At 69.0% G+C, this 15,931-nt stretch carries 15 protein-coding genes and 1 pseudogene; 4 read left to right on the top strand and 12 right to left on the bottom strand.

The annotated features are described in order from the left end of the window. The 5 genes from IEZ09_RS32040 to guaB all read right to left on the bottom strand — a co-directional run bounded on the left by IEZ09_RS32040 (position 1) and on the right by guaB (position 5,109). Positions 1-1,677: a GMC family oxidoreductase gene (locus IEZ09_RS32040; RefSeq protein WP_189257536.1), complete on the bottom strand. Its 1,677-nt coding sequence runs from the start codon at positions 1,675-1,677 to the stop codon at positions 1-3. A gap of 57 nt (positions 1,678-1,734) precedes the next feature. Next, positions 1,735-1,953, bottom strand: a complete 219-nt coding sequence (locus IEZ09_RS32035; protein ID WP_189257535.1) for a hypothetical protein — start codon at positions 1,951-1,953, stop codon at positions 1,735-1,737. 39 nt (positions 1,954-1,992) lie between these two features. After that, positions 1,993-2,340: a hypothetical protein gene (locus IEZ09_RS32030; protein WP_189257534.1), complete on the bottom strand. Its 348-nt coding sequence runs from the start codon at positions 2,338-2,340 to the stop codon at positions 1,993-1,995. 63 nt (positions 2,341-2,403) lie between these two features. Next, positions 2,404-3,537: a GuaB3 family IMP dehydrogenase-related protein gene (locus IEZ09_RS32025; RefSeq protein WP_189257533.1), complete on the bottom strand. Its 1,134-nt coding sequence runs from the start codon at positions 3,535-3,537 to the stop codon at positions 2,404-2,406. A gap of 51 nt (positions 3,538-3,588) precedes the next feature. Beyond that, entirely contained in the window at positions 3,589-5,109 is a 1,521-nt protein-coding gene (gene guaB, locus IEZ09_RS32020; RefSeq protein ID WP_189257532.1) for an IMP dehydrogenase, read from the bottom strand. A 127-nt stretch (positions 5,110-5,236) separates the two neighbouring features. On the opposite strand from guaB, the gene IEZ09_RS32015 reads away from it, so the two are divergent. Beyond that, positions 5,237-5,620, top strand: coding sequence for a DUF5319 domain-containing protein (locus IEZ09_RS32015; RefSeq protein WP_189257531.1), 384 nt, complete (start codon positions 5,237-5,239; stop codon positions 5,618-5,620). A gap of 227 nt (positions 5,621-5,847) precedes the next feature. On the opposite strand, the gene IEZ09_RS32010 is transcribed toward IEZ09_RS32015, so the two are convergent. The 5 genes and pseudogenes from IEZ09_RS32010 to IEZ09_RS48160 form a co-directional block, all read right to left on the bottom strand. Beyond that, complete coding sequence (locus IEZ09_RS32010) at positions 5,848-6,639, bottom strand: anti-sigma-D factor RsdA (protein ID WP_229813139.1); 792 nt, start codon at positions 6,637-6,639, stop codon at positions 5,848-5,850. A gap of 93 nt (positions 6,640-6,732) precedes the next feature. Continuing rightward, positions 6,733-7,305: a sigma-70 family RNA polymerase sigma factor gene (locus tag IEZ09_RS32005; protein WP_030471987.1), complete on the bottom strand. Its 573-nt coding sequence runs from the start codon at positions 7,303-7,305 to the stop codon at positions 6,733-6,735. A 306-nt stretch (positions 7,306-7,611) separates the two neighbouring features. Continuing rightward, positions 7,612-8,209: pseudogene (locus IEZ09_RS32000) on the bottom strand (response regulator transcription factor). Positions 8,210-8,289: 80 nt separating this feature from the next. Next, a complete protein-coding gene (locus tag IEZ09_RS31995) occupies positions 8,290-9,183 on the bottom strand; it encodes a hypothetical protein (RefSeq protein ID WP_189257529.1) in 894 nt (297 codons plus the stop codon). Between the two features lie 12 nt (positions 9,184-9,195). After that, positions 9,196-10,137 (bottom strand): MerR family transcriptional regulator, encoded by a 942-nt coding sequence (locus IEZ09_RS48160; RefSeq protein WP_370467762.1) that lies wholly within the window; start codon positions 10,135-10,137, stop codon positions 9,196-9,198. Between the two features lie 180 nt (positions 10,138-10,317). Between IEZ09_RS48160 and IEZ09_RS31985 the strand changes: the two genes are divergently transcribed. Next, a complete protein-coding gene (locus IEZ09_RS31985; RefSeq protein ID WP_204763245.1) occupies positions 10,318-10,614 on the top strand; it encodes a WhiB family transcriptional regulator in 297 nt (98 codons plus the stop codon). Positions 10,615-10,682: 68 nt separating this feature from the next. On the opposite strand, the gene groL is transcribed toward IEZ09_RS31985, so the two are convergent. Next, a complete protein-coding gene (gene groL, locus IEZ09_RS31980; protein WP_189257527.1) occupies positions 10,683-12,305 on the bottom strand; it encodes a chaperonin GroEL in 1,623 nt (540 codons plus the stop codon). An 83-nt stretch (positions 12,306-12,388) separates the two neighbouring features. Then, a complete protein-coding gene (gene groES, locus IEZ09_RS31975; protein WP_030478362.1) occupies positions 12,389-12,682 on the bottom strand; it encodes a co-chaperone GroES in 294 nt (97 codons plus the stop codon). 173 nt (positions 12,683-12,855) lie between these two features. Between groES and IEZ09_RS31970 the strand changes: the two genes are divergently transcribed. Together IEZ09_RS31970 and IEZ09_RS31965 are read left to right on the top strand one after the other, a co-directional pair. Next, a complete protein-coding gene (locus IEZ09_RS31970) occupies positions 12,856-14,361 on the top strand; it encodes an alkaline phosphatase D family protein (RefSeq protein WP_189257526.1) in 1,506 nt (501 codons plus the stop codon). Between the two features lie 45 nt (positions 14,362-14,406). Then, the gene (locus IEZ09_RS31965; RefSeq protein ID WP_189257525.1) at positions 14,407-15,930 is read left to right on the top strand and encodes an alkaline phosphatase D family protein; all 1,524 of its coding nucleotides are present in this window, start codon (positions 14,407-14,409) and stop codon (positions 15,928-15,930) included. Position 15,931: the final 1 nt, after the last annotated feature.

Below are 15,931 nucleotides of genomic sequence, written 5' to 3'. Positions count from 1 at the left end.
TCAGGAGGCCTTCACGATCGGCAACCGCAATGCGGCTGGAGCTTGATCGGGAACGGCCGGGTTCTTCGGCTTCGTCGGGTTGATCCTCCGGTACGGCTGGCCCTGGTCCGGCCGCTGGTCCTGCTCGCCCTTGTTCGGCCACAGCGAGAACGCCCGCTCGGCCTGCGCGGTGATCGTGAGGCTCGGGTTCACGCCGAGGTTCGCACTGATCGCCGCACCGTCCACAACGGACAGTCCTGGGTAGTTGAAGACGCGGTGGTACGGGTCGATCACGCCTTCCTCCTCGGTGGCGGCGATCGCGCAGCCACCGATGAAGTGCGCGGTCAGCGGGATGTTGAACAACTCGCCCCACGTGCCGCCGGCGATGCCGTCGATGTGCTTGGCCGCCAACAGGTTCGCCTGGTGCCCCGCCGGGATGAACGCCGGGTTGGGCTCGCCGTGCCCCTGCTTGCTGGTGAGCTTGCCGCGCTTGAGGAACGTGGTGATGGAGTTGTCGAGGCTCTGCATCACCAGCAGGATCACCGTCCGCTCGCTCCACCGGTGCACGCTCAGCAGCCTGAGGAGCTTCATCGGGTGCTTGACCGCTTCCCGGAGGAACTGCAGCCACCTCGGGGTGCTCGCCGCGCCGTCCGTGGCGAGGGTCTGCAGCAGCCCCATCGCGTTGCTGCCCTTGCCGTACCGGACGGGCTCGATGTGCGTGATCTCGTCGGGGTGGATGGAGCTCGTGATCGCGACACCCTTGGTGAAGTCGTTCTGCGGGTCGACCGAGAACCGCCCGGCCCCGATGATCGACTCCGAGTTGGTGCGGGTGAGCTCGCCGAGCTTCTTGGAGATCTTGGGCAGCGTCGTGACCCTGGCCCTGTGCAGGAGCTGCTGAGTGCCCCACGTGCCCGCGGCGAGCACGACCTGGTCGGCGGTGAAGGTCTTCCTCGCCCGGCCGCCGGTCGCCCTGGTCTCGACGGTCCACCGGCCGTCGTTCTCGCGCAGCTGCGTGACGGTGGTCAGCGGGAAGACCTGCGCTCCGAGCTTCTCCGCGAGGTAGAGGTAGTTCTTGACCAGCGTGTTCTTGGCGCCGACCCGGCAGCCGGACATGCAGCTGCCGCACTCGGTGCACCCGGTGCGCTCCGGCCCGGCGCCGCCGAAGTACGGATCCTCGGCCTTCTTGCCGGGCTCGCCGAAGAACACGCCGACGGGCGTCGGGTGGTAGCTGTCCTCGACGCCCATGTCCTTCGCGACCTTCTGCATGACGACGTCGCTCGGGGTCGTCGTGGGGTTCGTGACCACCCCGAGCATCCGGCTCGCCTGGTCGTAGAACGGCTCCAGCTCGTCCTGCCAGTCGGTGATGTGCGCCCACTGCCGGTCTTCGTAGAACGGCTTGAGCGGCCGGTAGAGCGTGTTGGCGTAGACGAGGCTGCCTCCGCCGACACCCGCGCCGGCCAGCACCATGACGTTGCGCAGGAGGTGGATGCGCTGGATCCCGAAACACCGCAGCTGCGGCGCCCACAGGTACTTCCGCAGGTTCCAGCTGGTCTTGGCGAACTCGTCGTCGGCGAACCTGCGTCCCGCCTCGAGGACGGCGACGCGGTAGCCCTTCTCGGTCAGGCGGAGCGCTGCCACGCTGCCGCCGAACCCTGAGCCGACGATGACGACGTCGAAGTTACCGGCGAGTTCACCCATGCACGGGAGAGTAGGCGTTACTTCCGGTAACGCCTAGTCCCCGATCGGTTCAGACGCTCAGAGAACCAGGCCTTCGATGACCCACACCATGAAGGCGACGGCCAGCGCGGTGATCACCAGGCCACCGCAGATGAACAGGGCCAGGACCTTCCAGCCGATGCCGTTCTCGTCCTCTTCCCGCGCTTCCTCGACCTCGTGGACCTCGGCGTCCGTGTCAATCGCGTCCAGATCACTGCTGTTACTGCTGTTGCCGCCGAAGAGGATGTCCAACTCCATGCCTTTCAGGACGCGTGAGTGGTGGGGCCGGTTGCAAGATCAGCTTTGCGCCCAGGCGGCCACCGGGAGGCTCAGGTAGACGCCGACCTCGCCCAGTCCGGTGGCTTCCTCCACCGCCTTGCACAGGCCGTCGACGCGGTCCTGGCGGTTGGCGGCGCGGCTTTCGAACCACTTGGAGCGGACCTCGATCACCAGATCCATGCCGCTCGAGTCGAACGGACCGCGCGGACGGAAGCGCAGTTCCACGTCGCCGGGCTGGAGGTTGCCGTCGTAGGGCTCCTCCGGGCACTCCACGGCCAGCGACACCGCGTGCGGGAGCATCGCGGCGAGTTCCTTCAGGACCTTGTGGGACACATGGGGTGCGTAGGTGATCTCGACGAGCGGCACGGTTCCAGCAAAGCAGAAGGGTGCGCCCCTGCCGGAGCGCACCCTTCTGGACGATGATCGAGTTCACCCGCGGATCGTCAGGCCGACCTTCTGGAACTCCTTGAGGTCGGAGTAGCCGGTCTTGGCCATGGCCCGCTTGAGCGCGCCGAACAGGTTCGTCACGCCACGCGGGTCGGAGGACGGGCCGAACAACAGCTTGCGCAGGTCGAGCTCCTGGTCCACCGCCTCCGCGACGAGGCTGCGGGGCACCGACGGGTGCGCGGACGAGGCGGTCCAGTACAGGCCCTGGCCCGGCGCCTCGGTCGCGGCGGCCAGCGGCTCGCCCAGCATCACGGCATCGGCACCGCAGGCGATGGACTTCGCCACGTCACCGCTCGTCATGACACCGCCGTCGGCGATGACGTGCACGTAGCGGCCGCCGGTCTCGTCGAGGTAGTCGCGGCGGGCGGCCGCGGCGTCGGCGATCGCGGTGGCCATCGGCACGCCGATGCCCAGGACGGAGTCGGTGGTGGTGACGCCCGGCGTGTAGCCGTAGCCGACGATCACGCCCGCCGCGCCCGTGCGCATCAGGTGCATGGCGGTGCGGTAGTCGCCGACACCGCCGGCGATCACCGGGATGTCGAGGTCCGCGATGAACGACTTCAGGTTCAGCGGCTCGCCGTCGCGCGACACGTGCTCGGCCGAGATGATCGTGCCCTGGACGACCAGGATCTCGACGCCAGCGGCCAGCAGGTCCGGCGTGAGCTCCGCCGCCCGCTGCGGGCTGACGCGGACCGCGACGGTGACGCCCGACTCGCGGATCTGCTTGATCGCCTCGGCGATCAGGTCCATCCGCAGCGGAGCGGCGTGCAGCTCCTGCAGCACCTTGACCGGCGCCGACGGGTCGTCGCTGTCCTCCGTGGCCTGGACCAGGCGGAACAGCGCCTCGTCCACGTCACCGTGCCGCGCCCAGAGGCCCTCGGCGTTGAGCACGCCGAGACCGCCCAGCTCGCCGACCGCGACCGCGACGCCCGGCGACACGATCGCGTCGGTCGGGTGGGTGATCAGCGGGATGTCGAAGCGGTAGGCATCGATCTGCCACGTCGTGGAGACGTCCTTCGACGACCTCGTGCGACGGGACGGGATGATCTCGATGTCGTCCAGCTCGTAGGCCCGCCTCGCGGTCCGGCCCATGCCGATCTCGACCAGATCGCGCACCAGTAGTTCCTCTCCAAGCGACAGCGGGCCTTCGAAACAGCCCGGAGAACCCTAACGGGTGGTGTAGTTCGGTGCCTCGACGGTCATCGTGATGTCGTGCGGGTGGCTCTCCTTCAGGCCCGCCGCGGTGATGCGCACGAGCTGCTGGTTCTGCAGCTCGGCGATCGTGCGGGAGCCCGTGTAGCCCATCGCCGCCCGCAGGCCGCCGTTGAGCTGGTGCACGACCTGGGCCAGCGGGCCGCGGAACGGCGTGCGGCCCTCGATGCCCTCGGGGACGAGCTTGTCCTCGTTGAGCACGTCGTCCTGGAAGTAGCGGTCCTTCGAGTACGACTTGGCGTCGCCACGGGACTGCATCGCCGCCAGCGAGCCCATGCCGCGGTAGGTCTTGAACTGCTTGCCGTTGACCAGGATCAGGTCGCCGGGCGCCTCGGTGGTGCCCGCGAGCAGCGAGCCGAGCATCACGGCGGACGCGCCGGCCGCGATGGCCTTGGCGATGTCGCCGGAGTACTGGATGCCGCCATCACCGATCACCGGCACACCGGCGGGACGACAGGCCAGGGAGGCCTCGTAGATCGCGGAGATCTGCGGCACGCCGACACCCGCGACGACGCGCGTGGTGCAGATCGAGCCGGGCCCGACACCGACCTTGACGCCGTCCGCACCCGCGTCGACCAGCGCCTGCGCACCAGCCCGCGTGGCGACGTTGCCGCCGACGACGTCGACGGAGTCGCCGAGCTCCTTCTTGATGCGGGCGACCATCTCCAGCACACCGCGCGAGTGGCCGTGCGCCGTGTCGACCATCAGCACGTCGACCCCGGCGTCGGCGAGCGTCATGGCGCGCACGAACGAGTCCTCGCCCACACCCACGGCGGCGGCGCACAGCAGGCGGCCGTCCGGGTCCTTGGTGGCGTTCGGGTACTGCTCGGTCTTCACGAAGTCCTTGACCGTGATCAGGCCCTGCAGCTTGCCGTCACCGTCGACGATCGGCAGCTTCTCGACCTTGTGCCGGCGCAGCAGCCCCAGCGCGGCCTCCGCCGACACCCCGACCTGCGCGGTGACCAGCGGCCCGTTGGTCATGACCTCGCTGACCCGCTTGGTGTGGTCGAGCTCGAACCGCATGTCGCGGTTCGTGATGATGCCGACCAGCTTGTTGTTGGCGTCCGTCACCGGCACACCGGAGATGCGGTAGCGGGCGCACAGCGCGTCGACTTGGGCCAGCGTGTCGTCCGGCGAGCACGTGACCGGGTCGGTGACCATGCCGGCCTCGGACCGCTTGACGGTCTCGGCCTGCCGGGCCTGGTCCTCGACGCTCAGGTTGCGGTGCAGCACGCCGATGCCGCCCTGCCGCGCCATCGAGATGGCCATCCGCCCCTCGGTGACCGTGTCCATGGCGGCACTGGCCAGCGGAATCTTCAGGGTGATGTTGCGCGAGATCCTGGTGCTCGTGTCGACGCCACTGGGAACGACGTCCGACTCGGCAGGCAGCAGGAGCACGTCGTCGAAGGTCAGTCCCAGCATGGCGAACTTCTGCGGGACTTCGGCTGCGGGCGCCGTGTTGAGCTCGCTGGTCATAGCGGGTGACTTGCCTTCCGTCGTGCGGTCTGCCCCTCAGCCCGCGGGTCAGGTTTCCGCAGGCGGAGGCGGTGCTGCCCATGGTATCTGGACGCCTGTGGGGGTACGGCGGGTACCGTGCGGGGTCGTGCCGCACGACGCGTTGCCACCAGACCCCTTCGAGGGCGACCCCGAGGACCCCGCGCTGTCCCTCGGCGAGCCCGACCACGACCATCCCCCGATGGACGAAGACGAGCGAGCGGAGCTGGTCAGCGACCTGAGCGACCTCGCCGTCTACCAGGCCCTGTTAGAACACCGCGGTGTCCGCGGCATCGTCGTGGACTGCGGCGAGTGCCAGGAACCCCACTACCACGACTGGGCACTGTTGCGAGCCTCACTCGAACAGCTGCTCTCCGACGGCCGCATGCGCCCGCACGAACCGGCCTTCGACCCGGACCCCGGCGCCTACGTGAGCTGGGAATACTGCCGCGGCTACGCGGACGGCGTGACCGCCACCGAGTCGGCGCGCTGACGCCGGGGCCGGCCGCGGCCTGGCAGTGATGCTGCGCACCCGCCGGGAGTGCGGGCGGTGGAGCGTGTCGGCGGGTGGGCCGGGCGGCTGCGGGCCGGGCGGCGGGGGCTGAGCGGGTCCGCCGCTGAGCGCGGCCCTGACCGATCACATTCCACCCGACGTGTGACCACCAAAAGCATGTGAACGGCCCCTGACCTCGAAAGATCAGGGGCCGTTCACACTGCGTCTCAGTTGGATCCGGTCTGCCCGACGGCCTCTCCGGTGGCACCACTGGACCCCGGCGTGGCCGTTCCCGGCTCAGCCGGCGGAGGCGGCGGGTTCTCGCCTGCGGAGGTCGGCGGCGGAGGCGTCGCGGACGACGTCGACGGGCTCGGCTGGGTGGTGACCGGCGGCTCGCTCGACGGCGGCGCGGACGAGGTCGACGGCTGGGTCGGCTTCGTGGGCTGCGTGGCCGGCGAGGTCGTCGCGGGTGGCGTGGTGGTCGAGGTGTTGGTGTCGAGCTCCTTGGCGAGCTCCTTGTGCTTTTCCTCGAGCTGGGCCTTGCCGTCGGCGGTCGAGACCGAGCCGAGGCTGGCTTCCACCTTGTCGAGCTTCTCGCGGGCCTCGTTGACCTTGCCCTCGCGGAGGGCGAGGCGGGCCGAGTCCAGGTCGCTGCGCACGATGGCCGCGGCTTCGATGGACTTCGCGTGCTCCGAGTAGAGCACTCGGGTGAGGCCCCAGAGGGCGTCGCCCGGCTGGGCGTCGCGGGCCACCAGGCTCACGCCGGTGAAGGCGATGGCCAGGACCGCGGCGGCGCTCGCCAGCGGGATCAGGAAGCGGTGCCGCGACACCGGCTGCGGGCGGGCAGCCTGGATGGTGGCGATGGCGGTTTCGGTGTCGACGAGTTCGCCGAAGGGCGCCGTCTCCACCTCGTTGCGCCATGCGAGCAGCAACGCGTTCAGTTCGTCGTCGACCAAGGAGCCGGCCGCACCTGGCGTCGCGGACCCCAGCGCGTCCAGCAGCCTGTCATCGGCCTGCACAGCCGAAAGATCATCTGCCACGACGGGTTCGTGCGGGGTTCTATCGTCCTGTCCGCGCACTTGCTCGTCGTCCTTTCCGTGCTCGTCGGCCACTCAGACCACCTCCTCCGCTGCCAGCGACTTGCGGAGCCGAGCCAGCGCACGGTGTTGCGCCACCCGGACCGCACCCGGCGTCGAACCGACCGCCTCGGCAGTTTCCTCGGCGGAAAGCCCGACCACCACCCTCAACAGCAGGATCTCCCGCTGCTTCTCCGGCAGGACGCGCAGTAGGACAGCCATCCGATCGGAGAGTTCGCCCTGCATCGCCCGCTGCTCCGGACCAGCTTCGGTCTCCGGCGCGTCGGGAACTTCGGGAACGGGCTCGGAGCGGTTCCTGGCGGCAGACCGATGTGCATCGGCAACCTTGTGCGCCGCGATCCCGTAGACGAACGCGAGGAAGGGCCGACCCTGATCGCGGTAGCTGGGCAATGCCGTGAGCACCGCGAGACACACCTCCTGGGCCACATCGTCCGCCGAAGCGAAGCTTCGCTCCTGCCTGCCAACTCTGGCGCGGCAGTACCGCACCACAAGAGGACGAATGGAGGCCAGCAGGCGTTCGATCGCCTGGCGGTCGCCGTCGACGGCCGCGCCCACTTCGGCGTCCAGTCCGTCCCCCAAGTTGGTCATCGCAGACAACAGCCCTGGTGTTACTTGTTGGCGTACCGACATGAAACAGCACGAGTCACTCACGGCGACTCGTTGCAGCAGCACTCACCGTACCGGTCTTCGCGCCCTCTGTTCATCAGCGGGGTATGGACACCCCGGGTGACCAGCAGACACGCCCAACTGCTCCAGCCCGGCGACATTGTCACCGGGCTGGGCTAACTGCGCGACTCGAAGATTCACCTGTGCGGCAGGTGAGCCGTCTCACGCCACCGGCCCCGCGTCCCCACATGCGGCATATGAGGACGCGGGGCCGGTGCGGCGAGTCGATTACTGGACGAGACCGCGCCGGAAGCCGTGCGCGACCGCCTGGGCGCGGTCACGGACACCGAGCTTGCGGAACAGGCGACGCGCGTGCGTCTTCACCGTGTCCTCCGACAGGTAGAGCTCGCGGCCGATCTGGCCGTTGCTCTTGCCCTGGCTCATGCCGCGCAGCACCTGGAGCTCGCGCTCCGTGAGCTGCACGCCGGGGTCGGAGGGCTGACGCGGCGCGGGCACCGAGGTGCTGGCGAGCGTGTGCGCGAGGGCTGCCACAAGCTCGGGACGCGAAGCGTCCCACCTCAGGTAGCCGCGGGCGCCTCCGGCGATCGCGGCGGCGATGCTGCCGGCGTCGTCAGGTGCTCCGAACACGATGACGTTTGCCTGCGGGTTCGCGGAGACGAGTCGCCTAGTTGCTTCCACCCCGGTCGGGACGGCGCGCTGGGTTCCCACCAGAACGACGTCAACCGGCTGCCTGGAAAAGCGAGCCAACAACTCGTCACCGTGCGCTACGCAGTCGATGCGGCTAACCCCGGGGACAGCCGACATCACGCGGGTGAGACCCTCCCGCACACTGCGTCCGGTCGTCGCAAATAAGGACCGTGGTCACGGGGACTCCTTCCTGCAGCCGAGTGACGTTCCATCTCCCCTATCGGACGCTCGCGGCCCAACCTTGACACGATCCGGTGCTTAATCCGTCAAGAAGTTCGTCTGAGGGTCTGCGTTCGGGGGTTCCCCGGAACGGAGCAGCCCACTCGGCACCCACGGGGAATCAAGAGCGACCTGACGGCTGACGGGATCAGCTCTGCGTAACACGCAGCTCAGAGCCTCCGTCGCCCGGTTGATGGCGACTGCGCCCACCGTGGTGGCACGACCCACCAGGACAAGAGCGCTCGGCCAGATCAACGGATGAAGCCCCTTCGTGACACTGTGATTTAGCTCACACTCGACCAGTTCAACCCCTCTGGTCGACCCGTCGGGTGTCCCCCACACGACCAACGCGGCGCCGAGGACGAGTGCCGACTTGAGCTCGTGCCGGAGCGCCTTTCTGCTCGTCGCGACGCCGTACGCCTGCTCGGCGGGCGCCACCGCCGCGTGCGCCTGACCGGACGCGAGCTCAACCTCCGCGGTCACCCATCCCCGTCGGACCTCACTTCTCCACGACTCCGTCTCGACTCGCGCGAGCAACCGCCTGGCCTCACCGAGCCGACCGGCGCCCAGCGAGTCGGCCGCGAGGCCGAGCAGGGCGTCCGTCCTGGCACCCAGCGCGTCGATGCCGTCCGGATCGCCGCCATCAGCGGTCTGAACGCGGGCGAGCGCCAAGCCGTCGAGGCCGCGGGCGAGGTGGTGCGCCCCGAGCTGACGGTGATGTGACGCGCGGGTGGAGAGAGAAAGGGACGCGATCACCGGGTCGGGGTCGTGACGCAGCGCGTCCAGCACGGTGGCCGCCGCTGCGTAGTGCCCCTGGCCGCCGAGGACGACCGCGGCGAGCCACCGGACGCGCGGGCTGGCAGCGGTGAGCGCGGACCAGACGTCGCGGTCGGGCGAGTCACCGAAGGCGGCGCGGCGCAGCTCCTCTTCCACTCGGGAAGTCTTTCAGGTGACGGCCGCCTCGACTGCGGCGACGGCATCAGCGAGGTCCTCCACACGTTCGGCCGGCGCCGTGACCACACCTCGCCGCCAGCCTGGCCCACCCACGAACAACCGCACCTGCTGCCTCGTGCGCGGCAAAGCGGAGATCACTCCCGGATCGGCGTACCGCGGCAGCTGCGCCCACAGCACCACCGCCGACGGCGCGGTACGGCGCACCGCGGCGGCCAGCGCGTCGACCGGCAACGCGGCCCCCAGCTGCCGGACGACCACACCGCGCTGCGCCAGCTCGGCAGCCAGCGGATAGAGCGGAAGGTTGTGCCTCTCCTCCGGCATGCACGCCAGCAACACGGGCCGATGGTTGCGCCCGAGAGTGACGAGCGGTGTCGCACGCACGAACGCCGCGAGCACGCACTCGTTCAACAGGTGCTCCACCTCGACCCCGGCACCGGACAGCTGCCACCGCGCGGCAACGGCCGTCATCACCGGACGCACGACCTCGTTCCAGGTCGCGATCACCCCGTCGGACGCGAGCGAGTCGGCGAGCATCCCCTGCACGGCGATGGAGTCCATCGCGAGCGCCGCCCGGCCGAGCCCGCGCGCCAATCGAGACGCACCCGCCAATTTCAGGCCACGGCCGCCACCCGTTGGAGTGGCCGGAACTTCGCCGTGCGTCATCGACGATTTCGACTCCAAGGCGAATCGAGCCGCCTCGGCCGATGACGCGCCACGAAGAAGAGCGCGCTGCATCAATTCCAAGCGAGCTACGTCGCGTGGCCCGTATTTCCGGTGCCGCCCGGTCGTGTGATCGCTCGGACCGAGCCCGTACCGGCGGTCCCAGGTGCGAAGGGTGGCGGGAGCCACGCCGAGTCGCCTGGCCACCGCGGCCACTGAGAGAAGGGGCTCACTCGTGTGACCACCGGCAGATCTGTGCTCCGGCTGTGTCATCACGAGAGCCATGTTCCGTTCACCTCATCCGGGCGGCAACTCCGGGCGGTGAGTGATCGAACACGCGTGCCGTCACCCATCAGTTGATAAGGGTCTTCAGCCTCTTGAACAAGTTTTGACGCGGTTCTACGGTGGATCATCGTTAAGCCGAATGGAGCAGTCGTCACGGAGGCGGTCTCGATGGCGGACACCCGAAGGCTCCCCGGTCCCAACGCAGATCTCTGGGACTGGCAGATGCGCGGTTCGTGCCGGGGTATGGACAGCGCGTTCTTCTTCCACCCCGACGGTGAACGGGGTCCGGCGAGAGCACGACGGGAAGCCCGCGCCAAGGCCGTCTGCCTGGCGTGCCCGGTGCTGGAGATGTGTCGCAGGCACGCCCTCGCCGTGCAGGAACCCTACGGAATTTGGGGCGGGCTCTCGGAATCCGAGCGCGACAACATCATCAAAGCCCGCAAGCGCCAGCTGGCAATCGTTTAGCCGCAAATGCGATGAAGGGCTCCTTCATCCACGTGAGGTGGATGAAGGAGCCCTTCATCGTGTGAAACTCAGTGGCCGTGCCCGTGGCCGTGGCCGTGGCCGACGGCCGGAGCCTCTTCCACCTTCTTCTCGACGACGGCGCTCTCGGTCGTGAGCACCATGCGCGCGATGGAGGCGGCGTTGGCGACGGCGGAGCGGGTGACCTTGACCGGGTCGATGATGCCCTGGTCGAGCAGGTCGCCGAACTCCAGCGAGGCCGCGTTGATGCCGAAGCCCCACTCGCCCTCGCGGACCTTGTTCACCACGACGGCGCCTTCGAGGCCGGCGTTCGCGGCGATCCAAAACAGCGGAGCCTCGAGGGCCTTGCGGGTCAGCACGACACCCGTGGCCTCGTCACCGGTGAGGCCGAGCTCGTCGTCCAGCACCTTCGAGGCGTGGATCAGCGCGGAACCACCGCCGGGGACGATGCCCTCCTCGACCGCGGCCTTGGTGGCGGCGACCGCGTCCTCGATGCGGTGCTTGCGCTCCTTGAGCTCGGTCTCGGTGGCGGCGCCGACCTTGATCACGGCGATGCCGCCGGAGAGCTTCGCGAGGCGCTCCTGGAGCTTCTCGCGGTCCCAGTCGGAGTCCGTGGCCTCGATCTCGCGGCGCAGCTGCTCCGCGCGGGCGGCGATGTCGGCCTTGGTGCCGCCGCCGTCCACGATCGTGGTGTCGTCCTTGGTCACGACGACGCGGCGGGCGGAGCCCAGCTGGTCGAGCGTGGTCTCGGACAGCTTCAGGCCGATCTCGGAGGAGATGACCTGACCACCGGTGACGACCGCGAGGTCGTCCAGGAACGCCTTGCGGCGGTCGCCGAAGAACGGCGCCTTCACGGCGACGACCTTCAGCGTCTTGCGCAGGGCGTTGACCACCAGCGTGGACAGGGCCTCGCCCTCGACGTCCTCAGCGATGATCAGCAGCGGCTTGCCGGACTCTGCGACCTTCTCCAGCACCGGGAGCAGGTCGGCCAGCGCCGAGATCTTCTCGCGGTGGAGCAGGACGCGGACGTCCTCGAAGACGGCCTCCTGCGCCTCGGAGTCCGTCACGAAGTGCGTCGAGATGAAGCCCTTGTCGAACTGCACACCCTCGGTGATCACCAGCTCGGTCGCGAGCGTGGACGACTCCTCGACGGTGATGACACCGTCCTCGCCGACGCGCTCGATGGCCTCGCCGAGCAGAGAGCCGATCGACTCGTCCCGCGAGGAGACGGTGCCGACCTGGGCGATGTTGTCGCGGCCCTTGACCGGGGTGGCCTTGCCCTTCAGCGCGTCCACGACGGCGTCGGCGGCGGCCTGGATGCCACGGCCGAGCGCGGTCGGGTTCGCACCCGCGGCGATGTTGCGCAGGCCTTCCTTCACGAGGGACTGCGCCAGCACGGTGGCGGTGGTGGTGCCGTCACCCGCGACGTCGTTGGTCTTGGTGGCGACCGACTTGGCGAGCTGCGCGCCGAGGTTCTCGAACGCGTCGTCCAGCTCGATCTCGCGAGCGATGGTGACACCGTCGTTGGTGACCGTCGGGCCACCGAACTTCTTGTCGAGCACGACGTGGCGCCCGCGCGGACCAAGGGTGACCTTGACCGTGTCCGCGAGCTTGTTCACGCCGCGCTCGAGCGCCCGACGAGCGTCCTCGTCGAAGCTGATCTGCTTGGCCATTTACCTCAAAGCCTCTCTGAGTAGCGAAACGCCCCGGCAGCCCCGGGATGGGGCGCCGGGGCGTCAGGCATGTCAGCCGAGCGTCAGTTGACGACGGCCAGCACGTCGCGGGCGGAGAGGATCAGGTACTCCTCGCCGTTGTACTTGACCTCGGTGCCGCCGTACTTCGAGTAGATGACGACGTCGCCGACAGCGACGTCCAGCGGGACGCGGTTGCCCTTGTCGTCGATGCGACCGGGGCCCACAGCGAGGACCTTGCCCTCCTGGGGCTTCTCCTTCGCGGTGTCCGGGATCACGAGGCCGGAGGCGGTGGTCGTCTCAGCCTCGGAGGCCTGAACGACGATCTTGTCCTCGAGCGGCTTGATGTTCACGCTCACCGGGATGACCTCCACGGGTCGTTGGCAGGTTTCGTTGTTACGGCTCCTGCCACCCCGCCGTCGCGGGGGTCGGGGCGGTGCTGGTGCCGTGCAATTGGCACTCTACCCATGAGAGTGCCAACCCTTCAACGAGGCCCCCGAACCACTCACCCATCGGGAGCCGTATTCAGGGCATGCCCACCTTGACGCGCCGAACGCTGCTGCTCGCAGGCGTGGCGGGAGTCACAGCGTTCTCGGCCGCCGCGTCCGCCAGACCGGCCGACCCTTTCACACTCGGTGTGGCCTCGGGCGACCCGACACCCGACGGGGTGGTGCTGTGGACCCGGCTGGCCCTCCGACCGCTCGCGGAGGACGGCATGGGCGGCATGCCGGGGCGTCCGATCGACGTCGAGTGGCAGGTCGCCGACGACGAACGATTCACCCGGATCGTCCAGCAGGGCTCCACCCCGGCTCGACCGGACGAAGGCCACACCGTCCACCTCGAACTCACCGGACTGGAACCCGGCCGCGAGTACTTCTACCGCTTCAGGGCTCTCAACCACCTCTCCCCGACGGGCCGCACGCGCACCGCTCCTCCGCCGAGCGCCCTGCAGGTACCGCTGACGATGGCCTTCGCGTCGTGCGCGCAGTACGAGCACGGCTACTTCACGGCGTACCGCAGACTGGCGGAGGACGAGCCCGACCTCGTGCTGCACCTCGGCGACTACACCTACGAGTACGAGAGCGGCATCCACGTCGCCCCGACCGGCAACGTCCGTCACGTCGACGGTCCGACCACCACGACGCTCGCGGACTACCGCCGCCGGCAGGCGCAGTACAAGACCGACCCCGACCTGCAGGCCGCGCACGCCGCCGCGCCGTGGGTGGCGGTCTGGGACGACCACGAGATCGCCAACAACTGGGCGGGCCTGCAGCCGGACACGCCCCAGGCGGACTTCGCCAAACGCAGGGTGGCCGCGTTCCAGGCCTACTACGAGAACATGCCGATCCGCAGGTCACCGAGGCTGTACCGGCGGATCCGGTGGGGATCGCTCGCGACGTTCCACATGCTCGACACCCGTCAGTACCGGACGGACCAGGCCTGCGGGGACGGGCTGCAACTGTGCCCGGAACGACTCGTGCCCGAGCGGACGATGCTCGGCGACGACCAGGAAGCGTGGCTGTTCAAGGGGTTCCGCGAGTCGTCGGCGCGCTGGGACGTGCTGGGACAGCAGGTGTTCTTCTCGCAGTACGACTACATCCCCGGCGACGTCGACAAGTTCCTGCTGGACGCGTGGGACGGCTACGTCGCCGATCGGGACCGCGTGGTGGCGAGGTTCGCCGACGTCCGCAACCCGATCGTGCTCACCGGCGACGTGCACGCGGCGTGGGGCGCGGAGGTCAAACAGCGCTGGGACGACCCTTCGTCGAAGACGCTCGCCACGGAGCTGGTGACCACGTCGATCACGGCGGGCGGTGACGGGTCGGAGGAGTACGCCGAGACCCCGTTGTGGCTCAAGGAGAACCCGCACGTGAAGTACTTCAACAACCGGCGCGGCTACACGCTGACCAGGTTCACGCCAGAGGAGCTGCGGACCGACTTCCGCGGCCTCGACTACGTGACGCGGCCGGGTTCGCCCGTCCACACCAAGGCATCGTTCGCGGTGGAGGACCGAGTCCCAGGGCTCCACAGGCTTTAGGGAAGCGTTCACCTGATCGCCACCCTGGTGGGTGAGGGTCTCACCATGACTCGAGTGACGCGACGCGCACTCCTCATCGGGGGACTTGCGCTCACCACCGTCGGCGCGGGGTCGGACCGGTTGTCCGACCCGTTCACTCTCGGAGTCGCTTCCGGCGACCCGACCTACGACGGCGTGGTCCTGTGGACCCGCCTGGCACCCACACCTCTTGCGGAGGACGGCATGGGCGGCATGCCGTCCCGCGTCGTCGAGGTGAAGTGGGAACTCGCACTGGACGAACGGTTCCGGCTGGTCGTCCGCCGCGGCACGGCGTCCGCGCGGCCGGAGGAGGGCCACAGCGTCCACGTGGACGTGCGCGGGCTCATGCCCGGCCGCGAGTACTTCTACCGCTTCTCTGCGGAGGGCCACCTCTCGCGCACCGGCCGGACGCGGACGGCACCGGCGCCGTGGGCGTTGGGCAGCGGGCTCACGATGGCGTTCGCGTCCTGCTCGCAGTTCGAGCACGGCTACTTCACCGCGTACCGCAGGATGGCCGAGGACCAGCCCGACCTGATCCTGCACCTCGGCGACTACCAGTACGAGTACACCAAGGGCGCGTACGTGGCACCGGGCGGCAACCCGCGCGACCACGAGGGCCCGGAAACCGAGACGCTCGCGAACTACCGGCAGCGGCACGCGCAGTACAAGACCGACCTGGATCTCCAGGAAGCGCACGCCGTGGCGCCCTGGGCCGTGGTCTGGGACGACCACGAGCTCGACAACAACTGGGCGGACGAGGTCTACGAGAAGCCGCAGATCCCCCAGCCGAACTTCCTCCAGCGCCGGGCGGCCGCGTTCCAGGCCTACTACGAGAACATGCCGATCAGGAACAAGCCGCACGGCATCGACCTGCAGCTCTACCGGCGCATCCAGTGGGGCGGGCTCGCGAACTTCCACATGCTCGACACCCGTCAGTATCGCGACGACCAGGCGTGCGGCGACGGCCTGAAGGCATGTCCCGAGCGGCTGAACCCGACGCGCACGATCACCGGCGCCGAGCAGGAGAAGTGGCTCCTGGACGGCCTCAGGCGCTCGCACGCGCGGTGGGACGTGCTGGGCCAGCAGGTGTTCTTCTCACAGCTCGACTTCACGCCCGGTGCCGGCGAGACCAACAACATGGACGCGTGGGACGGCTACGCGGCGAACCGCGACCGGGTGGCCGCCGGGTTCTGCCACGCGCGCAACACCGTCGTGCTCACCGGTGACGTGCACGCGGCGTGGGCGGCCGAGGTCAAGGAGAAGTGGAACGACCCGACGTCGAAGACCGTCGCGACCGAGCTGGTGGCGACGTCGATCACGTCCGGTGGTGACGGCTCGGAGACCCGTGCGGAGACGCCCGCGATTCTGGCCGAGAACCCGCACGTGAAGTACTTCAACAACCGGCGTGGGTACGTGCGGACGAAGTTCACCGCACGGGAGGTGCGAGCGGACTTCCGCGGGCTCGACTACGTGTCGAAGCCCGGCGCCCCGGTGACGACGAAGGCGTCCTTCGTCATCGAAGACCGGAGGCCGGGCCTCAACAGGGTCTGAC

Source organism: Lentzea flava, assembly GCF_014648475.1.
Taxonomy (GTDB): Bacteria; Actinomycetota; Actinomycetes; order Mycobacteriales; family Pseudonocardiaceae; genus Lentzea; species Lentzea flava.
This window is presented reverse-complemented; position numbering and strand designations above follow the sequence as displayed.

What these genes read in the sequence shown, in the direction of transcription:
- IEZ09_RS32040 (WP_189257536.1), bottom strand. Translation starts at nt 1,677, where the DNA reads ATGGGTGAACTCGCCGGTAACTTCGACGTCGTCATCGTCGGCTCAGGG.
- IEZ09_RS32035 (WP_189257535.1), bottom strand. Translation starts at nt 1,953, where the DNA reads ATGGAGTTGGACATCCTCTTCGGCGGCAACAGCAGTAACAGCAGTGAT.
- guaB (WP_189257532.1), bottom strand. Translation starts at nt 5,109, where the DNA reads ATGACCAGCGAGCTCAACACGGCGCCCGCAGCCGAAGTCCCGCAGAAG.
- IEZ09_RS32005 (WP_030471987.1), bottom strand. Translation starts at nt 7,305, where the DNA reads ATGACCAACTTGGGGGACGGACTGGACGCCGAAGTGGGCGCGGCCGTC.
- IEZ09_RS48160 (WP_370467762.1), bottom strand. Translation starts at nt 10,137, where the DNA reads ATGACACAGCCGGAGCACAGATCTGCCGGTGGTCACACGAGTGAGCCC.
- IEZ09_RS31985 (WP_204763245.1), top strand. Translation starts at nt 10,318, where the DNA reads ATGGCGGACACCCGAAGGCTCCCCGGTCCCAACGCAGATCTCTGGGAC.
- groL (WP_189257527.1), bottom strand. Translation starts at nt 12,305, where the DNA reads ATGGCCAAGCAGATCAGCTTCGACGAGGACGCTCGTCGGGCGCTCGAG.
- IEZ09_RS31970 (WP_189257526.1), top strand. Translation starts at nt 12,856, where the DNA reads ATGCCCACCTTGACGCGCCGAACGCTGCTGCTCGCAGGCGTGGCGGGA.
- IEZ09_RS31965 (WP_189257525.1), top strand. Translation starts at nt 14,407, where the DNA reads ATGACTCGAGTGACGCGACGCGCACTCCTCATCGGGGGACTTGCGCTC.